This window comes from Nocardia sp. NBC_00565, from assembly GCF_036345915.1.
Classification (GTDB): domain Bacteria; phylum Actinomycetota; class Actinomycetes; order Mycobacteriales; family Mycobacteriaceae; genus Nocardia.
In genome coordinates, this window is sequence record NZ_CP107785.1 from 9,413,424 (window position 1) to 9,429,488 (window position 16,065).

15 protein-coding genes are annotated in these 16,065 nt (G+C 64.0%); 6 read left to right on the forward strand and 9 right to left on the reverse strand.

The features are described 5' to 3' along the window. Positions 1 to 41: 41 nt before the first annotated feature. Entirely contained in the window at positions 42 to 194 is a 153-nt protein-coding gene (locus OG874_RS43235; protein ID WP_330257709.1) for a hypothetical protein, read from the reverse strand. On the opposite strand from OG874_RS43235, the gene OG874_RS43240 reads away from it, so the two are divergent. The 3 genes from OG874_RS43240 (at position 165) to OG874_RS43250 (ending at position 2,050) form a co-directional block, all read left to right on the forward strand. Then, entirely contained in the window at positions 165 to 590 is a 426-nt protein-coding gene (locus tag OG874_RS43240) for a sugar phosphate isomerase/epimerase family protein (RefSeq protein ID WP_330252795.1), read from the forward strand. The two genes, OG874_RS43235 and OG874_RS43240, sit on opposite strands and share 30 nt — an antisense overlap. 134 nt (positions 591 to 724) lie before the next feature. Continuing rightward, positions 725 to 1,186: a VOC family protein gene (locus OG874_RS43245; protein WP_330252796.1), complete on the forward strand. Its 462-nt coding sequence runs from the start codon at positions 725 to 727 to the stop codon at positions 1,184 to 1,186. Positions 1,187 to 1,219: 33 nt separating this feature from the next. Then, positions 1,220 to 2,050, forward strand: a complete 831-nt coding sequence (locus tag OG874_RS43250; RefSeq protein ID WP_330252797.1) for an SDR family oxidoreductase — start codon at positions 1,220 to 1,222, stop codon at positions 2,048 to 2,050. 114 nt (positions 2,051 to 2,164) lie between these two features. On the opposite strand, the gene OG874_RS43255 is transcribed toward OG874_RS43250, so the two are convergent. From OG874_RS43255 to OG874_RS43290, 8 genes are all read right to left on the reverse strand, one after another. Next, a complete protein-coding gene (locus tag OG874_RS43255) occupies positions 2,165 to 2,932 on the reverse strand; it encodes a MerR family transcriptional regulator (protein WP_330252798.1) in 768 nt (255 codons plus the stop codon). A 90-nt stretch (positions 2,933 to 3,022) separates the two neighbouring features. Then, entirely contained in the window at positions 3,023 to 3,925 is a 903-nt protein-coding gene (locus OG874_RS43260; RefSeq protein WP_330252799.1) for an alpha/beta fold hydrolase, read from the reverse strand. Further along, entirely contained in the window at positions 3,922 to 4,116 is a 195-nt protein-coding gene (locus tag OG874_RS43265; protein WP_330252800.1) for a hypothetical protein, read from the reverse strand. The genes OG874_RS43260 and OG874_RS43265 overlap by 4 nt, the downstream gene beginning before the upstream one ends. 68 nt (positions 4,117 to 4,184) lie before the next feature. After that, positions 4,185 to 5,444 carry a cytochrome P450 family protein gene (locus OG874_RS43270; RefSeq protein ID WP_330252801.1) on the reverse strand — a complete coding sequence of 420 codons (1,260 nt, stop codon included), beginning with the start codon at positions 5,442 to 5,444 and terminating at the stop codon, positions 4,185 to 4,187. A gap of 23 nt (positions 5,445 to 5,467) precedes the next feature. After that, on the reverse strand, positions 5,468 to 6,733 hold the full coding sequence (locus OG874_RS43275; RefSeq protein ID WP_442943235.1) for a cytochrome P450: 1,266 nt from the start codon (positions 6,731 to 6,733) through the stop codon (positions 5,468 to 5,470). Positions 6,734 to 7,484: 751 nt separating this feature from the next. Then, on the reverse strand, positions 7,485 to 8,384 hold the full coding sequence (locus tag OG874_RS43280) for a formylglycine-generating enzyme family protein (protein WP_330252802.1): 900 nt from the start codon (positions 8,382 to 8,384) through the stop codon (positions 7,485 to 7,487). Between the two features lie 441 nt (positions 8,385 to 8,825). Next, positions 8,826 to 9,152: a hypothetical protein gene (locus tag OG874_RS43285; RefSeq protein ID WP_330252803.1), complete on the reverse strand. Its 327-nt coding sequence runs from the start codon at positions 9,150 to 9,152 to the stop codon at positions 8,826 to 8,828. A 17-nt stretch (positions 9,153 to 9,169) separates the two neighbouring features. Next, complete coding sequence (locus tag OG874_RS43290) at positions 9,170 to 11,035, reverse strand: hypothetical protein (RefSeq protein ID WP_330252804.1); 1,866 nt, start codon at positions 11,033 to 11,035, stop codon at positions 9,170 to 9,172. 884 nt (positions 11,036 to 11,919) lie between these two features. Here OG874_RS43290 and OG874_RS43295 point away from each other — a divergent pair. The 3 genes from OG874_RS43295 (at position 11,920) to OG874_RS43305 (ending at position 15,798) form a co-directional block, all read left to right on the forward strand. After that, complete coding sequence (locus OG874_RS43295) at positions 11,920 to 13,494, forward strand: DUF2235 domain-containing protein (protein ID WP_330252805.1); 1,575 nt, start codon at positions 11,920 to 11,922, stop codon at positions 13,492 to 13,494. A gap of 477 nt (positions 13,495 to 13,971) precedes the next feature. Then, the gene (locus tag OG874_RS43300) at positions 13,972 to 14,574 is read left to right on the forward strand and encodes a hypothetical protein (RefSeq protein WP_330252806.1); all 603 of its coding nucleotides are present in this window, start codon (positions 13,972 to 13,974) and stop codon (positions 14,572 to 14,574) included. Between the two features lie 879 nt (positions 14,575 to 15,453). Then, on the forward strand, positions 15,454 to 15,798 hold the full coding sequence (locus OG874_RS43305; protein ID WP_330252807.1) for a hypothetical protein: 345 nt from the start codon (positions 15,454 to 15,456) through the stop codon (positions 15,796 to 15,798). Positions 15,799 to 16,065 lie beyond the last annotated feature (267 nt).

Sequence of the window (16,065 nt, forward strand, 5' to 3'; positions counted from 1 at the left end):
GGCGCTGACCCTCGCCGACGTCGGCAAGAGCATGAGCGACGTCAAGTAATACCGTATGGCTTACTTGCGCATTCGAGCCCGAAGCGAATCTGCGGCAGAGTCCAGATTACATCGAAGATCTCCTTGGCGAGTTCTGCCGGATTGCTCGAGCCGCTCAGGTCGACGTGCTGCTCGAGTTCACACCGCTCTCGCATGTGCCATCCCTCGCGGCAGCGGTTGATCTGGTGAAACGGCTCGACCAACCAAACCTGAAGATCCTGCTGGATACGCTCCATCTCGCGCGAGCGGGGGAAGGGCCCGATGATATCCGGAAGATAGATCAGCAGCTCATTGGATATTGTCAGCTCAGCGACGGCCCACGTGAGTCCGACAGCCTTTCGGCCTATATGGATGAAGCAATGTATGAGCGAGCCATTCCCGGCCAGGGCGAGTTGCCACTGGAGGAAGTGCTGTCGCTGCTGTCCCGAGATGTGACTATCAGCGCTGAAGTTCCGCTACGCAGTCTCGCGCAGGCCGGGATCGCTCCAGCAGAGCGCGCCCGGTGGATCCTCGACGGTAGTCGCCGCCTCTTGGCTCGCGCTTGGATGTGAGTGGCCCGATGGTGTAGCCCGCTACACCACGGATTGGGATGCTGCTCCCTGGTAGCGGCGCACCGACAGCGAGATGGTTGAGGGGAGAAGTTCGCCGTCGGAAACGGTCGAGGCCGTTGCGCTAGGAGGTAGCGATGAAGGCAGTGGATCAGTTCCATATCGGTATCGTCGCCGCGGATTTCGACGCGACCGTCGCCACGCTTACGTCGGTGTTCGGATATGAGTGGGGCGCGGAAACCGGCGGACCGGTATCGGTGACGCTGCCGTCGGGGGACGCGGTGCTGGACATGCGGTGTGTGTTCTCGACGACGGTGCCGCGGCTGGAGATCGTCCGCAGTATTCCCGACACGCTGTGGGAGCCAGCGGCCGGCGTCGGTGTGCACCACCTCGGGTTTTGGTCGGATGATGTGGCCGCCGACACGGCCGAGTTGCAGCGGCACGGGTACACGATCGAGGCGACGCGCACGGTATCCGGTGCGCCATTCTTCGCATTCTTGACCGGTGCGACCGGCTTCCGAATCGAATTGGTGACCCGAGCCGCGCGGGAGGGCCTGCAGCGGTGCTGGGCTGAACCGGAAACCCTTGGCAGACAGTAGAGTTCCGAAGTTTTCGATAGAAGGAGGAATGTGGTGACGACGGTTGGTGTGGTGACCGGTGCTGGTCGTGGGATGGGTTTGGCGTGTGCGCGGGAGCTTGTCGGGCAAGTGGATACGGTGTTGATGGTCGATCGTGATCCGGAGACGGTGACTGCCGCGGCGGCGGAGTTGTCGGCGGGTGGTGGTGTGGTGGCCGAGCCGTTCGTGCTGGATGTCACCGATGACGACGGGCTGGCGCGGTTGGCGAAGCGGGTCGCTGAGCTGGGCACGTTGCGGTCGATAGCACATGCCGCGGGTGTTTCCCCGACAATGGCGGATTGGCGGCGGATCTTCACTGTCGATCTGGTGGCGACGGCACGGCTGGCGGAAACGTTGCGGCCGTTGGCGGTTGAGGGGACGGCGATGGTGGTGTTCGCGTCGATGTCGCCGATGGTGTATCCGAAGACGCCGGATGTGGCGGCGTTGGCGGTGCTGGATGATCCGTTGCACGAGGAGTTCCTCGACCATATCCGCGCTGCCGTCGGACCCGATATCGAGGACACCGGTATGGCGTACACGCTGGCGAAGCTCGGTGTGCATCGGTTCGTGTGGCAGGAGGCGGTGCGGCTCGGGCCTGCCGGGGCGCGCATCTGCTCGGTCTCGCCCGGTGTGATCGATACTCCGCAGGGGGAGCAGGAGGCCGAGGCGCATCCGATCATGGCTCGGTTGGTGGAGCAGACGCCGTTGCGGCGTAAGGGTCATGCCGAGGAGGTGGCTACCGTGGTCGCGTTCGCGTTGTCGGATCGAGCCGGCTTCCTCAACGGTATCGACCTGCTCGTCGATGGCGGATGCTATGCCGCCCTCCGCACACAAACCGGCCGATAGCCAGGGCAAGGGTCGCGGATGATCCGGAGCAGGCAATCGCGACATCGGGAGATATCGGACTCCTCCGCAGAATCCGTGTGGACGAGAGTCGCGGACATCCCCGATGTGCGTGCATCAACTGTCGGACGTGACCACGGTGGCGGCTTCAGCGTCGTGCCCGGCGGTTCGGCGCCGCAGGGCACGGTGGGCGAGCGCATCGAGGATGCGTTGCCATGCCGGTGATGCCTCGGAGATCCGGGAAGAGACCAGCTTCAGATACCCCGGCTGGCCGTTGTCTCGTTCGTATTTGATCTCCCATGCGTCCAGGTCATCGATGAGCCGGTCCAGGCGTGGATCGTGCGGATCCCAGTCGACTGCTTGATCACAGGCGAGGTACAGGCGCGTCGTCTCGGGGTCGTCGAAGCCGGCGTTCTTGTCCCGTATCCGTTGCGGCATGGCGCGCGGATCGAGTGCCTGCATCAGAATCCACGAGTCGCGCTCGAGTCGCACCCGCAGTTCGCTGACTCCGAGACTGCGCATCCGGTTCAGGATGGCGACCACCTCCGGGGGCAGGACAAGCCTTTCGCCGCTGGCCAATTCAGCGATCCGGTGGCGGTATTCGGTGAGCTGGTCGATCTTGCGCTGCAATTCGGCGTCGATGTCGGTGATGGCCGAGGCGAACTCGGTCGGCTGTGCATGCAGCAGCGCGTCGATACGGGCCAGCGGAACACCGGCATCGGCGAGGGTCCTGATCCGGATGAGATCCACCGCCGCTTGCGCGCTGTAGCGGCGGTAGCCGGAGGCATCGCGCTCGGGCTCGGGCAACAGGCCGACGTGGTGGTAATGGCGAATGGTGCGCACGGTCACGCCGGCGGTCGCCGCCAGTTGGCTGATCGTGAGCACCGTCCTCCTCGTCTTTGTGAAACGTGATCGTGCCGAGTCTAGGGGGATGGCACGCCGGCGGAGCTTGCGTTGCCGGCGTGGTGGGTGAACTCAGCGGCGAGCCGCCCGGTCGACAACGTCGCGGATCGCCTGGACCACGGCGTCCGGGCGATCGAAGCAGAGCCGGTGGTGGAGGGTGTCGGAGAGGATACGTTGCTCCCCGTGCGAGACCGCGCTCACCAGGGCCGCATCCATTCTCGTCTTGCCGTCGTGCATCTCTTGCAACGTCCGCGCCTGCTGCGCGGGGTCGATGCCCAACACGGTGAGAGCGACCACCGGGACGTCGGGAATGTTCGGCCCGGCCCGCAGTTCGGTGGCGAGTTCGACCAACGTGCTGCGCTCGGCGATGCCGACGTGCATCCATTCGTCACTCACCTTGGCATCGCTCAGCGGTTGCCGCATGTGCTCCGGGTAGTCCGCGAGCAACTCGGCGTGCATCTCACGCAGGGCCGGGCGCATCTGTTCGAGCTGCTCGAGATCAGGTGCCATCTGCTCGGCCGCGGCCAGCTGCATCGCGGGCGGCATGAAGTCGTCCCAGTCGCGGTGCAGGCCGTCCAACCAGACCAGTCCGGCCACGTCCTGCGGGTACAACTGCGCGAACCGATGCGCGTAGAAGCCGCCGAGCGAGTGTGGCGCGAGAACGTATGGGGCGGCGATGTTCTGGGCGCGCAGCAGCTCGTGCAGTTCCGTGGCGACCTCGGTGGCGGTGCGCGGCAGCGGGACGGGATCGCTGTAGCCCGTGCCGCCACGGTCATACACCACGGCGGTGGTGAACTGCGAAACCTCTTGCTGGACAACGAAATAGTCCAGGCCGACCGCGCTGGCGCCCGGCAGGAATACGACGGCTGGTCCGCCGCTGCCCGCCCGATGCACGAAAACACGGCGGCCGTCGATCTCCTGGAACCCTCCGATCGGCGGAGCGAGCCGAGCCGAGGAAGTGCTGTTATTCGTCATGTGACAAGGCTCCAACCCTGACGCAGGGTCAGGGTCAATCCCTTCCGCCGCAGTACCCGAAACGTGCGCAGCTGTTCGACGCGCTGCCGTCCGGCTGATCGGAAGTTCATCGCGACGCTCATGCCGCGTGGCGCGCGATGTGAGCCGGGTTCGTGGATATCGCGGCGCGGCCACGACGTGCCCGGGTCCATCTCCAGCACGTTGGCGTGCGCACCGGACGGCCCCTTCCACAATGGACGTAGCGGCTCTGAAGTCGAGCTCAGCCGATCGCGCCCGCACCACCTGTGAGATACACCGGGAGGTGTCGGTGTCCGTTGGAGATGAAACTCGCGACGGTACCCAAATCCTCCGTCGAATCGGCGGCCAGCCGCATATCCGGGAAGCGTTCGAAGATCGCGGGCAGCGCGACCATCGCTTCCAGCCGGGCCAGCGGTGCGCCCAGGCACAGGTGCACGCCATAGCCGAAGGACAGATGCCTCTTGTCGGTTCGGGCTGTGTCGAATTGGTCGGCGGTGTCGCCGTGCCACCTCGGGTGACGGTTGGCCGCGGCGTAGGAGGCGAGGATGGCATCGCCCTTGCCGATCTGGACGCCGTCGATGTCGATATCGTCCACCGCGTAGCGCAGGGGCAGATGCGCGACCGGCGCCTCGAACCGTAGTGTCTCCTCGACCACGTCAGCCCACGTCGCCCGCCCTTCGACCACGGCGGCCCGCTGCTCCGGGTGGGTCAGCAGCGCGTGGACAGCCTGATCGAGCAGGTTGACGGTGGTTTCGTGACCAGCGCTGATGACGAGCAGGAGGGTGCCGATGAGTTCGTTCTCGGAGAGCGCGGCTTTGTCACCCTCCTGCTCGTCATCTCGATGCGTAATCAGCACGCTGGTGATGTCATCGCCCGGTGTCGCGCGGCGGTACTCCACGAGTTCGCCGAGTATCCGGTACATCTCGAGATAGTTGGCTTGGGACGCCTCCGGGGTGAGCGAGGTGTCGAAGATTCCGTCGACGCACGTGCGCAGGCCGGGACCGAGGTGGTCGGGCACCCCCATCAGCTCGGAAATCACCTGAATCGGCAGGGGATACGCGAAACCCTCACGCAGGTCGACCGATTCACCTGCCGGGGTCTTCTCGAGTCCGGTCAGCAGATCCGAGGTGATTCGCTCGATCTGTCCGCGCATCGCCTCGGTGCGGCGGTGCGTGAACGCGGGCTGGATCAGCTTGCGCAGGCGTTTGTGATTGTCGCCGTACGCGGTGAACATATTGTCGACCGCGACCCAGAGATACAGCGGCCAATTCTCCGGGATCTCCCCGTTCCTGAACTTGGGCCAGTGCGCGCGTGCATCCTTCGATACGCGCTTGTCGACGAGCAACTGCTCGAGCACCTCGGGATCGGTCACCGACCAGGCCCGCACACCACCCGGCAGCTCAACCGATGTCACCGGACCACGTTCCCGCAGGAGCTTCGACTGGCCTTGGATGTCATGCCCGGTGGGATCGAGGACCAGCGGGGCGGGAATTGTCTCCATCGGAATTCCTAACTCGACACTGACTAACTGAAGTTGACACGAAGAGGAGGGGACGGTGGAAATGTGACCGGCAACTCGGCGAGTGCCCGGTGGAAGGGGCCCGGTCGCCAGGTCAAGTCACTGGGCGAACCGGCAAGGCGGATTTCAGGAAGACCGTCGAGTAGTTGATCGATGGCGTCCTGGGCGATCAGATAGGCAATCTGCTGTGCCGGGCAGGTGTGTGGCCCGGCACTGAAGGCCAGGTGCGAACGGTTGCCGGTGATGTTCATGGAACGGACACTCGGATCGGTGTTGCAGGCCGCCATGCTGATCAGCACCGGCTGGTCGGCAGGCAACCAGACGTGATCGATCAGAATCGGCTGACGCGGATATGTCACGCAATAGTTGGCCAGCGGCGGATCAGTGAACAGCACCTCGTCCAGAGCATCCCGTGTCGACAGGTTCCCGCCGAGCACGTCGCTGGCGAACCGGTCGTCGGTCAGCATGAGTCGCAGGGCATTCCCGATCAGGTGCACCTGGGGCTCGATTCCGGCCCCGTACAACGTCACCAGCTGATGGACCATCTCCGAGTCGGACAACACTTCAGGATGTGCGATCAGCCGGGAGGTGATGTCATCGCCGGGGATCGAACGCTTGCGGCCGGTGTGCTCCAACAACGCCGCGGCCAACATCGCGCCACCCTCTTGGGCGCTTTCGTTCGAGTCGAACATGGCGGCCATACCAGTCGCCACCTGCTCGCCGATGTCGGCCGAACACCCCAATATCGTATTCAGTGCCTGGAATACGAGCGGGAACGCATACTGACCGATCAGATCCGCCGAACCGGCTTGGCAGAAGGCGTTGATCAGCGGGATAGCGATCTCTTCGACCGCCGCGTGCATGGCGTTGAGATCCACACCGCCGATGGCCGCGCTATTGGCCGCGCGGTAACGCTCGTGTTCGGGCCCGTCGCTGCGCAGGGCGTTGGGCCGCCACTCCAACATCGGCAGTATCGGACATCCCGATGGCACCTTCTTCTGCCACGCCCGCGGATCCGCGCGAAAATGGTCGGGATCGTTGAGGATTCGCAATGCGGTGCGATAGCTGACCACCAGCGTGGCTGGTATCCCCGGCGCGATCTCCACCGGGACCATCGACCCCCACCTGGACCGCATCTCCCGGTACGCCTGGTGCGGATCGGTGGCGAAGTCCTCGGTATACATCGGATAGCGCGGCCCGGCGGTGTCGATCGGTGAGCCGTGCGCGACCGGGCTGGACGACCACGACGTCTCCGGCGGATGAGGTGTCACAGATGAACTCCGAACAATCAACGATAAGCGACGACGAATGGCTAGACAGGAAACGGAACGTGAAGCCGCATCCCTGGTGAAACATCCTCCAGGAGTCGTGCATTCGCAAGTCAACGCCTACTGCGAGGGACCGCCACGGTCTGGTCTCTCGGTGGTCGCCGCACGTCGTCGGCACCGAGCTCGCCAGAGGGATCATCATGAACGCGAGTCGACCCCACCGGCTGAGGTCGAGACCGAATCGTTCAGGCGGTACGGTTTTGACATCTTCTGAACTCCCGTCGAGCACGCCGTGATGCGATCGTCGAACATCCTGCCGGAGCGCCCGCTATGCGCCAAATCTGTTGCCCCAGAGCAGCTTTTGAGTAACGCGTTGCATAGTACTCATCCGCGCATATCCGCGCAGCATAACGGGACTCGCTTGTGCGATGTTGCTCAGCGGGGCAATGTGCAATGCCGGATGCCGGGCAGCCTCCCGTCGAACCGCCTGCAGTGAACTCGACCGAAGCAAGGGAGATCGCCCGAGGCAGCGCGACGGCATGGCGTATTCGCAACCGTTTCGGCTTGGGCGAGCGCCAGCACGATCAAGAACAAGGGCAAGGACGCGATGGTCGAGATATCCCACGAACCATGTCATCCTTTCTCCTCGTCGATACCGTTCGTCGGCCGTACCAGGCGTCCGGCTCGGGCTCTATCCTCGGATGTCGAGTGCGTACCCGAGTGACGCGGAACCGGTTCGCCGATCCGGATCGATTCACCGTCGAACGATCAACCGGAATCCCAGGTGGGAGGTCGATGTGTCGACAGCCTGGGCCATTCGGGCGGCCGGCCGGTATCGCTGGCAGTAGTTCGGGGCACACAGATGCGAGCCACCCTTGATGACGCGGCGGCCGATGTGCGGCTGTGCACGGTCGCGGCTGTCTTCTTCCGGGCCGCCCCGCGGATCGACGGCGACGCAGCAGCCATGCGCTTGGCCCTGGTGGGCGGTGTACCAGTCCTGGGTCCACTCCCACGCATTGCCGACCATATCCATCAGGCCGTATCCATTCGCCGGGAAGGACCCCACCGGTGACGTTCCTTCGAATCGGTCCACCCGCGTGTTGTGGTGTGGGAATTCGCCATGCCAGGTATTGGCCATCACCGTGTTTCCCGGCTCGAATTCGTCGCCCCACGCGAACTCGGCGCGATCCAAACCCCCTCGGCAGGCGTACTCCCACTCGGCCTCCGTCGGCACGTCCTTACCCGCCCAGTCGGCGTATGCCGCGACGTCGTCCCAGGCGATGTGCACCACCGGGTGATCGGGTCGCTTCCGGATGGAGGTACCCGGGCCCTGTGGATGTCGCCAATCCGCACCGGGAACCCAATGCCACCACTGATAGGGCCGGTCCAGGCGCACCGGACGATCCGGCTTGATGAACACCGATGACCCCGCGACCAGCCGGGTCGGATCGGCGTCGGGATATTCGGCGGCAGTCGGTATGCGCTCGGCGGCAGTGACGTAGCGGGTGCGGGAGACGAACAGAGCGAATTCGGTATTCGTCACCGGATGCGGGTCGATCCAGAATCCGGCGACCGACACCCGGTGGGTCGGTGCCTCCTCGGGGTAGTGGCTGTCCGAACCCATGGTGAACGTGCCGCCCTCGATCCACACCATCTGCTCGTGTCCGCCTGGTGCTGATGGCTCGATCGGCGATTTGCTGGCACCGGGGTCGGATGTGCGGTTCGAATCCGGACCATGATCACTGTGTAGCTCGTTCGCCGCTCCGCTCATACCGTCCCACTTTCCAGCGCTGACGAAGGTTCAGGTCTGCGATCCGAGTGTGACCCCCGCAACGCCGGAATTCCTCATCCGGCGGGCGCTCCTGTCTGCTCACCGGCCGCAACCACACCACCAACGGCATGGCCTGCATCAGCGAGTGCGCGGTCGGATTCCCGGGAGCCAACGGCCACATCCCGCCGGAGTGCGCCACCCTCGCCGAGGTCTTGGTCGAGCAGGGCTTTAGCACGGCGCTTGGTCGCGACTGGTTCCTGGCGACTCTGGATGAACTGGCACGCTGACGGAATGTGGTGCTGAATACCAGATCTGGGACGAACTTCAGAACAAGGGCGCCGTCGGAGCGGGACCTAGTTCGAGGTGCTCGCTGGTCGGATCGAGCTGGCACCGCAGCCGAATTCCGGTCCCGGCGGTGAGGTCGACACTGTACGAAGCCGACCCGCCGCGGCGCGACAACACCTCGACAGAGACAGGTCCGGTCTTTTCGACCGGCACGTCGACAACGTCGGCCAGACCGACCGAGTAGTTGGTCGTGAGGCCGGCTCCGTGCCAGACCTCACGACCGTCCACCAGAACCCGCAGGTTGTCGTCCTCGAATCCTTCGCCGATCTCGAGTTTCAGACCTTGATCGGATTCTTTGGGTTGCACCGGATCCTCACCTCAATTCACTTCTTCAGTCCGTCGGCGATGTGCGCGGGTAGATGCTTCGAGCGAGCGAGCTTGACCGCATCCTCGCTTGTCCGGTTTGCGGCAGCAGTATCGCCCTCGATGCGATAGCTCGCGGCGAGCCGCGACATGACATCCAGGACCGTGAGGTCGTCGATGCCCTTGTCGCCCTTGGACGCGCTGATGACCGCCGACAGATGCTTCTCCGCGCGCTCCATGTCGCGGGGCCGCACATCGACGGTGCCGTCGGGTGCAACCCGTGTGAACTCCCGTGCCGCGTTGATGCCGAGCGCAAAGTCCGCGTAGACGGCGTTGGGATTCTTGGGGTGTTTTTCGAGAACCGTTTCGAGGGCCGCCGTTCCGGCGGCGAGGTACTCGGAGTCGGTGCCCTTCAGGGTGAGCACCATGCCCACATCGTTGGTGAGCAGGAGTTCGGCAACGTCGTCCTCCTCGCGAGTGCGGGGTGCACCGATCCGGATGGTCTGTCGCGGCGAGACCACCTCGTTGCCATCGGGCGTCGCGTATACCGCCTGCACGTGATACGTGCCCGGATCCTCGAATACCTGCCCGACCACGGCGTCATAGCCGACGTAGGCGCTCACCGCCACGTTGTCACCAGCGTGCACGGGCACCAGTTCCGGCTCTGCGCACGCCGACACCGGTGGCCGGTGCACGAAGCGATCGCCGCGAGGACGGTCGATCAACACTGTGACAACACCGAACTTGGGGTGCAGTTGTTCGGAGGTGTGGACGTACTGCTCGGACTGGGACGTGAGCCGGATCTCCAAGACCACGGGCGTCCCGAGCATGGGATGGGCGGGCACTGCTGCGATGTCGAGCCGCAAACTCGTGGACGTGGGCTCGCCGATCGCCAAATTCTGGTTCTCCATGGCAGCGCCGGTGCCGAACGGGTTGCCGCCCATGATGACTTCGTTTCGGAAGCCGTGCCGCAGATGCGCCAGTTCGAGCCTGTCGAACTGGAACGGGAAGGCGCCCCAGAATGCGGCTTCGCCTCCGGGGGCGGATCCTCCCGGCTGGTAATTGCCCGGGTAGTTCATCCAAGACAGAGCGCCCAGCCGCTTCGGGAGCGGGGGACTCATGCTGTCTTTGTGGAAGGAATGGAAAAGGTTGAAACAATGCCCGAGCTCATGGACGTTGACATAGAGCTGTTCGCGCAAATTCTGCGCGGTCGATGCCGAGATCGCCTGGTAGAAACTGGCACACCCTTGCCGTTGCGGGCCCTGCTGGTCGAACATGATTCCGCGAAGGCCGGTGCCGAATGAGTGCCTCATTGCGTGCAATAACCACACCTTGAACTGGGGGACGTCACGGAACCGTGAAAAATGTGTCTCCATCGCGTGGTGCAGGCTTGCATTGTTCCAGACATGGTTCGCCGGTGTCGCGATGATGTTGTCGCGGCCGGTCCCGAGGATTTGGATACCGGCCTCCAGGTAGGCGCCCGCGGTGGAGAGCGCCCGAGCCGGTCCACCGCTGGGCAGCGAACCGGTGTTGTAGCTGGTGAACGAAGGCACTCCGGACTCGATGTCCTGTTCCAGTGCCACCGTCCGGAACGCGGACGACTCGTGGCCGCAGACATATGTTGCTCCGATTGCCCCGCTGGGGGTGCTCCAGCGCAGGGTCGCTGGAGCCGGCGGCTGGAGGATCGTGGTTCGGGGAATGCTGACTGTGGCCACCGTGAACGTCGTGGACCAAGTCTGGCGAGCGGTGCCCCTGATGATGACCTGTGTTGGAGTGGCCGAAATGGTGGTGGCATCGACGGTCCATGAACCGAAGTACGAGGTCACGCCGCCGGAAATGGTGTAGTAGTCACCACTCAACTTGCCGAGCGGTGTGTTGCCGTCCACGTCGACTCGCAGTTCGAGCTGGAAACCTGTGATCGGCGAACGATATCGACCGCTGACCTTTTGAACGAGAAGGCCGGCTCGTTGCTCTGTGCGCCTCGCAGCTTCGTCGCGCTCGAGTGTCGTAGGCGGCTCTTGCTCTGCCTCCGGTTCGAGGAGGGCGACCCCGGCGCCGGCCGGGTCGGTCGCAGACGACAGCCCTGCCTCGACAGCCCATTTCGACCGTGCGGCGTCGAGCTTCGCTGAATCGATGTCGACCGTATTCTCTTCTGCCGGCACTGCATTCGGATCGATCACAGAGGTCATATCTGTCGCTCCTTGCGTGCTCAGAGGGTGAGTGATTGCTCGCTGGTTTCGTGAGCGCGTCGTCGCCCGCCGGTGGAAGTCCGGTGTGGGTAGCTATCAGGAGGACCGGCGATTCAACCGCTCGGGAACCGGCAGAGCCAAGGCCTACCGTTAGTGATCACGCTCCTCCAGTTCGCGACTCAACGCGGTGGGTGTGACGCGATGCGGAAAAAACGTTTCCGGGTGGCTCGGTTTTCACATCCAGGTGGGGCTGGGCGCTCGTCACAGATCTGTCCGCAAATATCGGACAGGCAGGGAATGTGGCCACGTCATCATAGATATTGCAGCTCGAGCTAGCGGATTGATGCTACCCAGCTATCGTCGCGGAGTCACCGTTTGTCGCTGAGATGGGATGAGCCGATCGCAGCGCAAGCTGTTTCGATGCTTAACGACCAGTGACAACCGCGCATTCGTCAGAGCAGGATGAACAGACCGGTCTTTCGGGTTTGTCGCCAATAGATGGGGATCCAACAGTGGCGGCGGCAAGGATCCACAACCGTTCACACCACTCCACCGGAATCATCTGCGTACCAGGAGGTGCAATGATGCGTCGGCTCGTCATGTGCTGCGATGGCACTTGGAACACGCTGGGCCAGTTGGCGGTGACGAATGTGCGCCGTTTCTACAACGCCCTCGCCGATACCACGAAGGACGGGGAGGAACAGCTGAGGCGGTACCGGCCCGGAGTCGGGACCGAGAGCGGTGGTCTGGCCGGCTGGCTGTTGGGAGGAGTCGCCGGGGTCGGGTTGTCGAGCAACGTGATGGACGCCTACCACTGGCTCACCACCACCTACCGGCCTGGGGACAGAATCGCGCTGTTCGGTTTCAGTCGCGGCGCCTACACCGCACGCAGCCTCGCCGGGCTGATCGCGGCGTGCGGGCTGATCGATACCACGTGCTCGGACGAAGACGAGGTCTGGCGTCAGATCCGGCATGTGTACCAGCGGCGTTACCGCCAGCGGCGGGACGCCGATCGAGGGTGGCGCGACACTCTCCGATTCACCTACGACCCGGAGCAGGCCGATGCGATTCCGGTGGACTTCATCGGAGTGTGGGACACCGTCGGAGCGCTGGGTATCCCGGACAACCTGGGCTGGCTCAACCTGTTGGACCCCGCCCGCCGGCATGCCTTCCACGATGTGCGGCTCAATCCGGCTGTGCGCCACGGTCGCCACGCGGTGGCGCTCGACGAGCAGCGGGGGCCGTTCACTCCGACGTTGTGGTCGGACCCGGCGCCGAACCAGGACATCAAGCAAGTGTGGTTCCCGGGCAGCCACCTGGATGTGGGTGGCGGCCACCCGGAGACGGGCCTGAGCGACGGCGCGCTGAAATGGATGATCGACGAGTCACGCGCCGCGATCGGACTCGAATTCAGCAAGGAGGTCGAGGACCAGATACGGCCCGACGCGCTCGGCACGCTGCACGATGACAACCAAGGCGTCTACGGCTTGCTCGAGCCGTTGTACGAACCCCTTGTCCGCCCGCTACTGGAGTCTATTTGCGAGCCGCGACCCCGCGCCGCCCCGGTGATCGACAAGGACGGGAACAACACCTTGCTGCACCGGTCGGTGTATAAGCGTCACCAGACTCCACCGATCACCAGCGGCCCGTACCGGCGCACGCGGACACTCGCACCAGGTGAGTCCAGCACGGTCAGCGTGTCCGCCCGTGATCCGTGGAACTGGACGGGCCTCTACCTCGAAGCCGGTGACTACACCTTCGCTGCGGCGGGTCGGTGGACGGATCTCAACATCGCGTCCGGGCCCGCCGGCACCACCGGCTGGCACCGCTTCCGACCCGGCGAGGTTTTGCGCTTGGCCGCCACGCTGGTCGGTCAGGGCGAGCGGTTGTTCCAGCGCGTGACCCGCAACCCGAGGGCCAACTTCCTGCTGACCCGCCGGGACGAAGGCATGCCATGGATGTCGCTGATCGGCGTCGTCGCCAATGACGCGATCCCGCTCGACGGTGCGCAGGCCCTCCACCAGCGCATCGCCATCGGCGCGGGAACCAACCAGCGGATATGCCACTCCGGGTACCTGTACGCCTTCGCCAACGACGCCTGGAGCTTCTACGACAACAACCGGGGCAGTGTAGAACTCGAGGTGACCAGGAATTAGGAAGGAGTGACGGCGGGGATCCCGCACGGTGCCGCCCCAGCCGGACGTCGAGCAGTCCCCCGGTCCGCGCGGCCTAACCCGCCCGAGCGTGTCCGTGCGCTGCGGCCGAACTCATTCGGTCGTCGGGGCGCCGCCCGGTTCCGAGCAACCGGGCACTGTGATCAGTCTGCTCTGCAGAATGCGCGAGGGTTCTCATTCGATGCTTGTGCGGTCGCTCAGCAAGACGGCGTCACGGTGACAGTGTTCGCGTTTGACGTCAGAGGTGGACGGATCAGGCACATCTGGGTGGTGCGCAACCCAGAGAAACTCCGTTGCTGGGCAACGGGCTGACGTGTGCCTTCCTATCGGCTCCACTTGACCGTGCCGTACATCGGGGTCCGCCTGGGCGAGTTCCGGATGGGCGTGTGCATGATGCGGTCGGCGAATGGAGCGGATTTTCGGGCAGCACGATCCGGTTATGTCGATAGTCTGATCGGTGTGACCGCTCCAGGGAGTTTCGATGCGCTCGAATTCGCACGCGCTCAGCTACATTCGGCTGCCCGCGACCTGGAAGGTAGCGACATCGCGCCCGAGTTGCGAGTTCAGCTCGGATTACTTGCCGCCCAAGTAGCGCTCGCCGAGCGACTCGCGCCCGGAGTTGCCGCTGCCGCTGCTGCCGACGACGAGAGCGAGGCGCCACCACTTCCTGGGTCTGATCCGCTGACGGCGCGGGTCAACGTCGGGTGGGGGCGTGAGGTCGAATGGGTTGTCTGGGACGTCGACCTGATCGTCGGGATCCTTCAAGGTGCGACTTCTGCGTCGCTCGGTCTGGTGCGAGCACTTGCCGCCGAGGGCGGCACAGCAACCGTTAACCGGCTGTGCGAGCTCACCGGCCGAGAGACTTTGCACGACATGACCCAGTCCCTGAACGTCGCGGGCCAGCGCGAGACGCGGCTCCCCGAGAAACGGCTCATCCAAGCCCAGCGCTACCCCCATAGCGCCTCCAAGGTCGTCGGGTACTCGTTTCCGGAAGGCACGACACCGTTGTTCGCGGCAGCTCTGGAGCGCTTCGATGCATGGGAAATCAGTGTCGATGGGTGAGTGAGCCGAGCGCGGGATCGAGGAGGATGGCGAGATCCTCGTATTTGGTTGCGCTCTAACGGTTTTGGCTTGTGCGGGCTGAATAGCTGAATGAAGCGGTGGCGTGGAGGGTCGACTGCCGTGTCTGTTCGGGTGCCGCGCCTTCTCGGCGACTGCTGTTGCGGTGTGTGGATCATCTAGTCGTGGGTGTTGTTTGCCGTGCCGGGTTGTGACCGGACCGCGGGTGCGCACCGATACCGACGAGCCCGTGTGACCCGAGGTGCGCGGCGGTGTTCTGCGGCATCTGGTTCCACTGCAACGGCGCCGCGAGCCGCCACGTCTCTGGCGGTTGCTGCGCCTACACCTGCTGCACAGGCCACTTCTCGTCTGCTCGGACTCCGACACCGGGCCGCAAACTCCCTGGATGAGTGGCGAAATGCAGGCGCACCTGCGATTTCCTATGAAATTTCCGCGTTTCCTCTATGCACCGTTAACTGATCGTGCGTAAACTGTGACCAAACTGAAATGAAAATGGACGGCCGGAAGGTCGGTAGCCCTGCGGATACTCGGTCGAAGCGACCGTACATCCGGCAATCTGCCCGCGAGGTCAGCAAGCAGAAAATCCGCAATCGACTCGCGATCTGCAGTCTTCCGTCCGTCACCGCAACGAGGACGTTGAGACCCCTGCGACATCGCGGTCCGTCACGATAGCCGCGCGATTGCGTGACGTCGCCGCAGAGCTGAGCGTCCCCATAACACCAGAACTGTTGCATCGGCGAGCCTCAGCGGCTCTTGGCCCCAGGGCCGTGCTGTCCGGCCGCGCTGCCGGAACCCGAACCCCATCTTCCTAGATCAAGAAACCGATCCACAAGATAACTACCGTCACCAAAGGAGCTGGCAATGCACAAGACAGTCGAAAACGCACTACATCAGGATTTCAATCGCTGGACCGAACTGGTCGACCGCGCCGCACACGGTGAGAACGAAGTCGAGAGGGAGAAACCGGCTTTGGCTGCGGCGGAGCTGGAAGAGAGGTGGATCCACACCGCCGCCGAAGACTGGAGAATCCTGCACGACCAATGGTGCGAAAGAATCGACCGGATGCGAACAAGTGTGAAGTCTGAAATACGCTCTGCTTCGATGCGGATCGCCGAAGCGAACTGCGCATGTGAACATCGAGGCACCTACGAGCTCGAGCGGTTTGGTACCGGTGACGTCGCAGGTGGGTGTGCACCGGCTCGTTGACGAGTCGCCGTCTCACACATGCAGCGGAGAGTTCGGCGAGCAGCGCACGACCGACGCGCAACAGCGTCTCCAGAATGCCGACCGCGTCCGATCCAGTAGCCTCGCGTTGACCAATTCGCCAACACATAAAGGTAGGCGAGTTCACCATCGGCCCAGTTGCCGCCGGCTTCGGTGTGGCGCATCCGCAGACTACGAGCAGGCAGCTCATTCCCTCACCGATCAGGTCAGGCGCGCCAGTGCAACCAACTTCGTCGAAGGGCCTCGAGC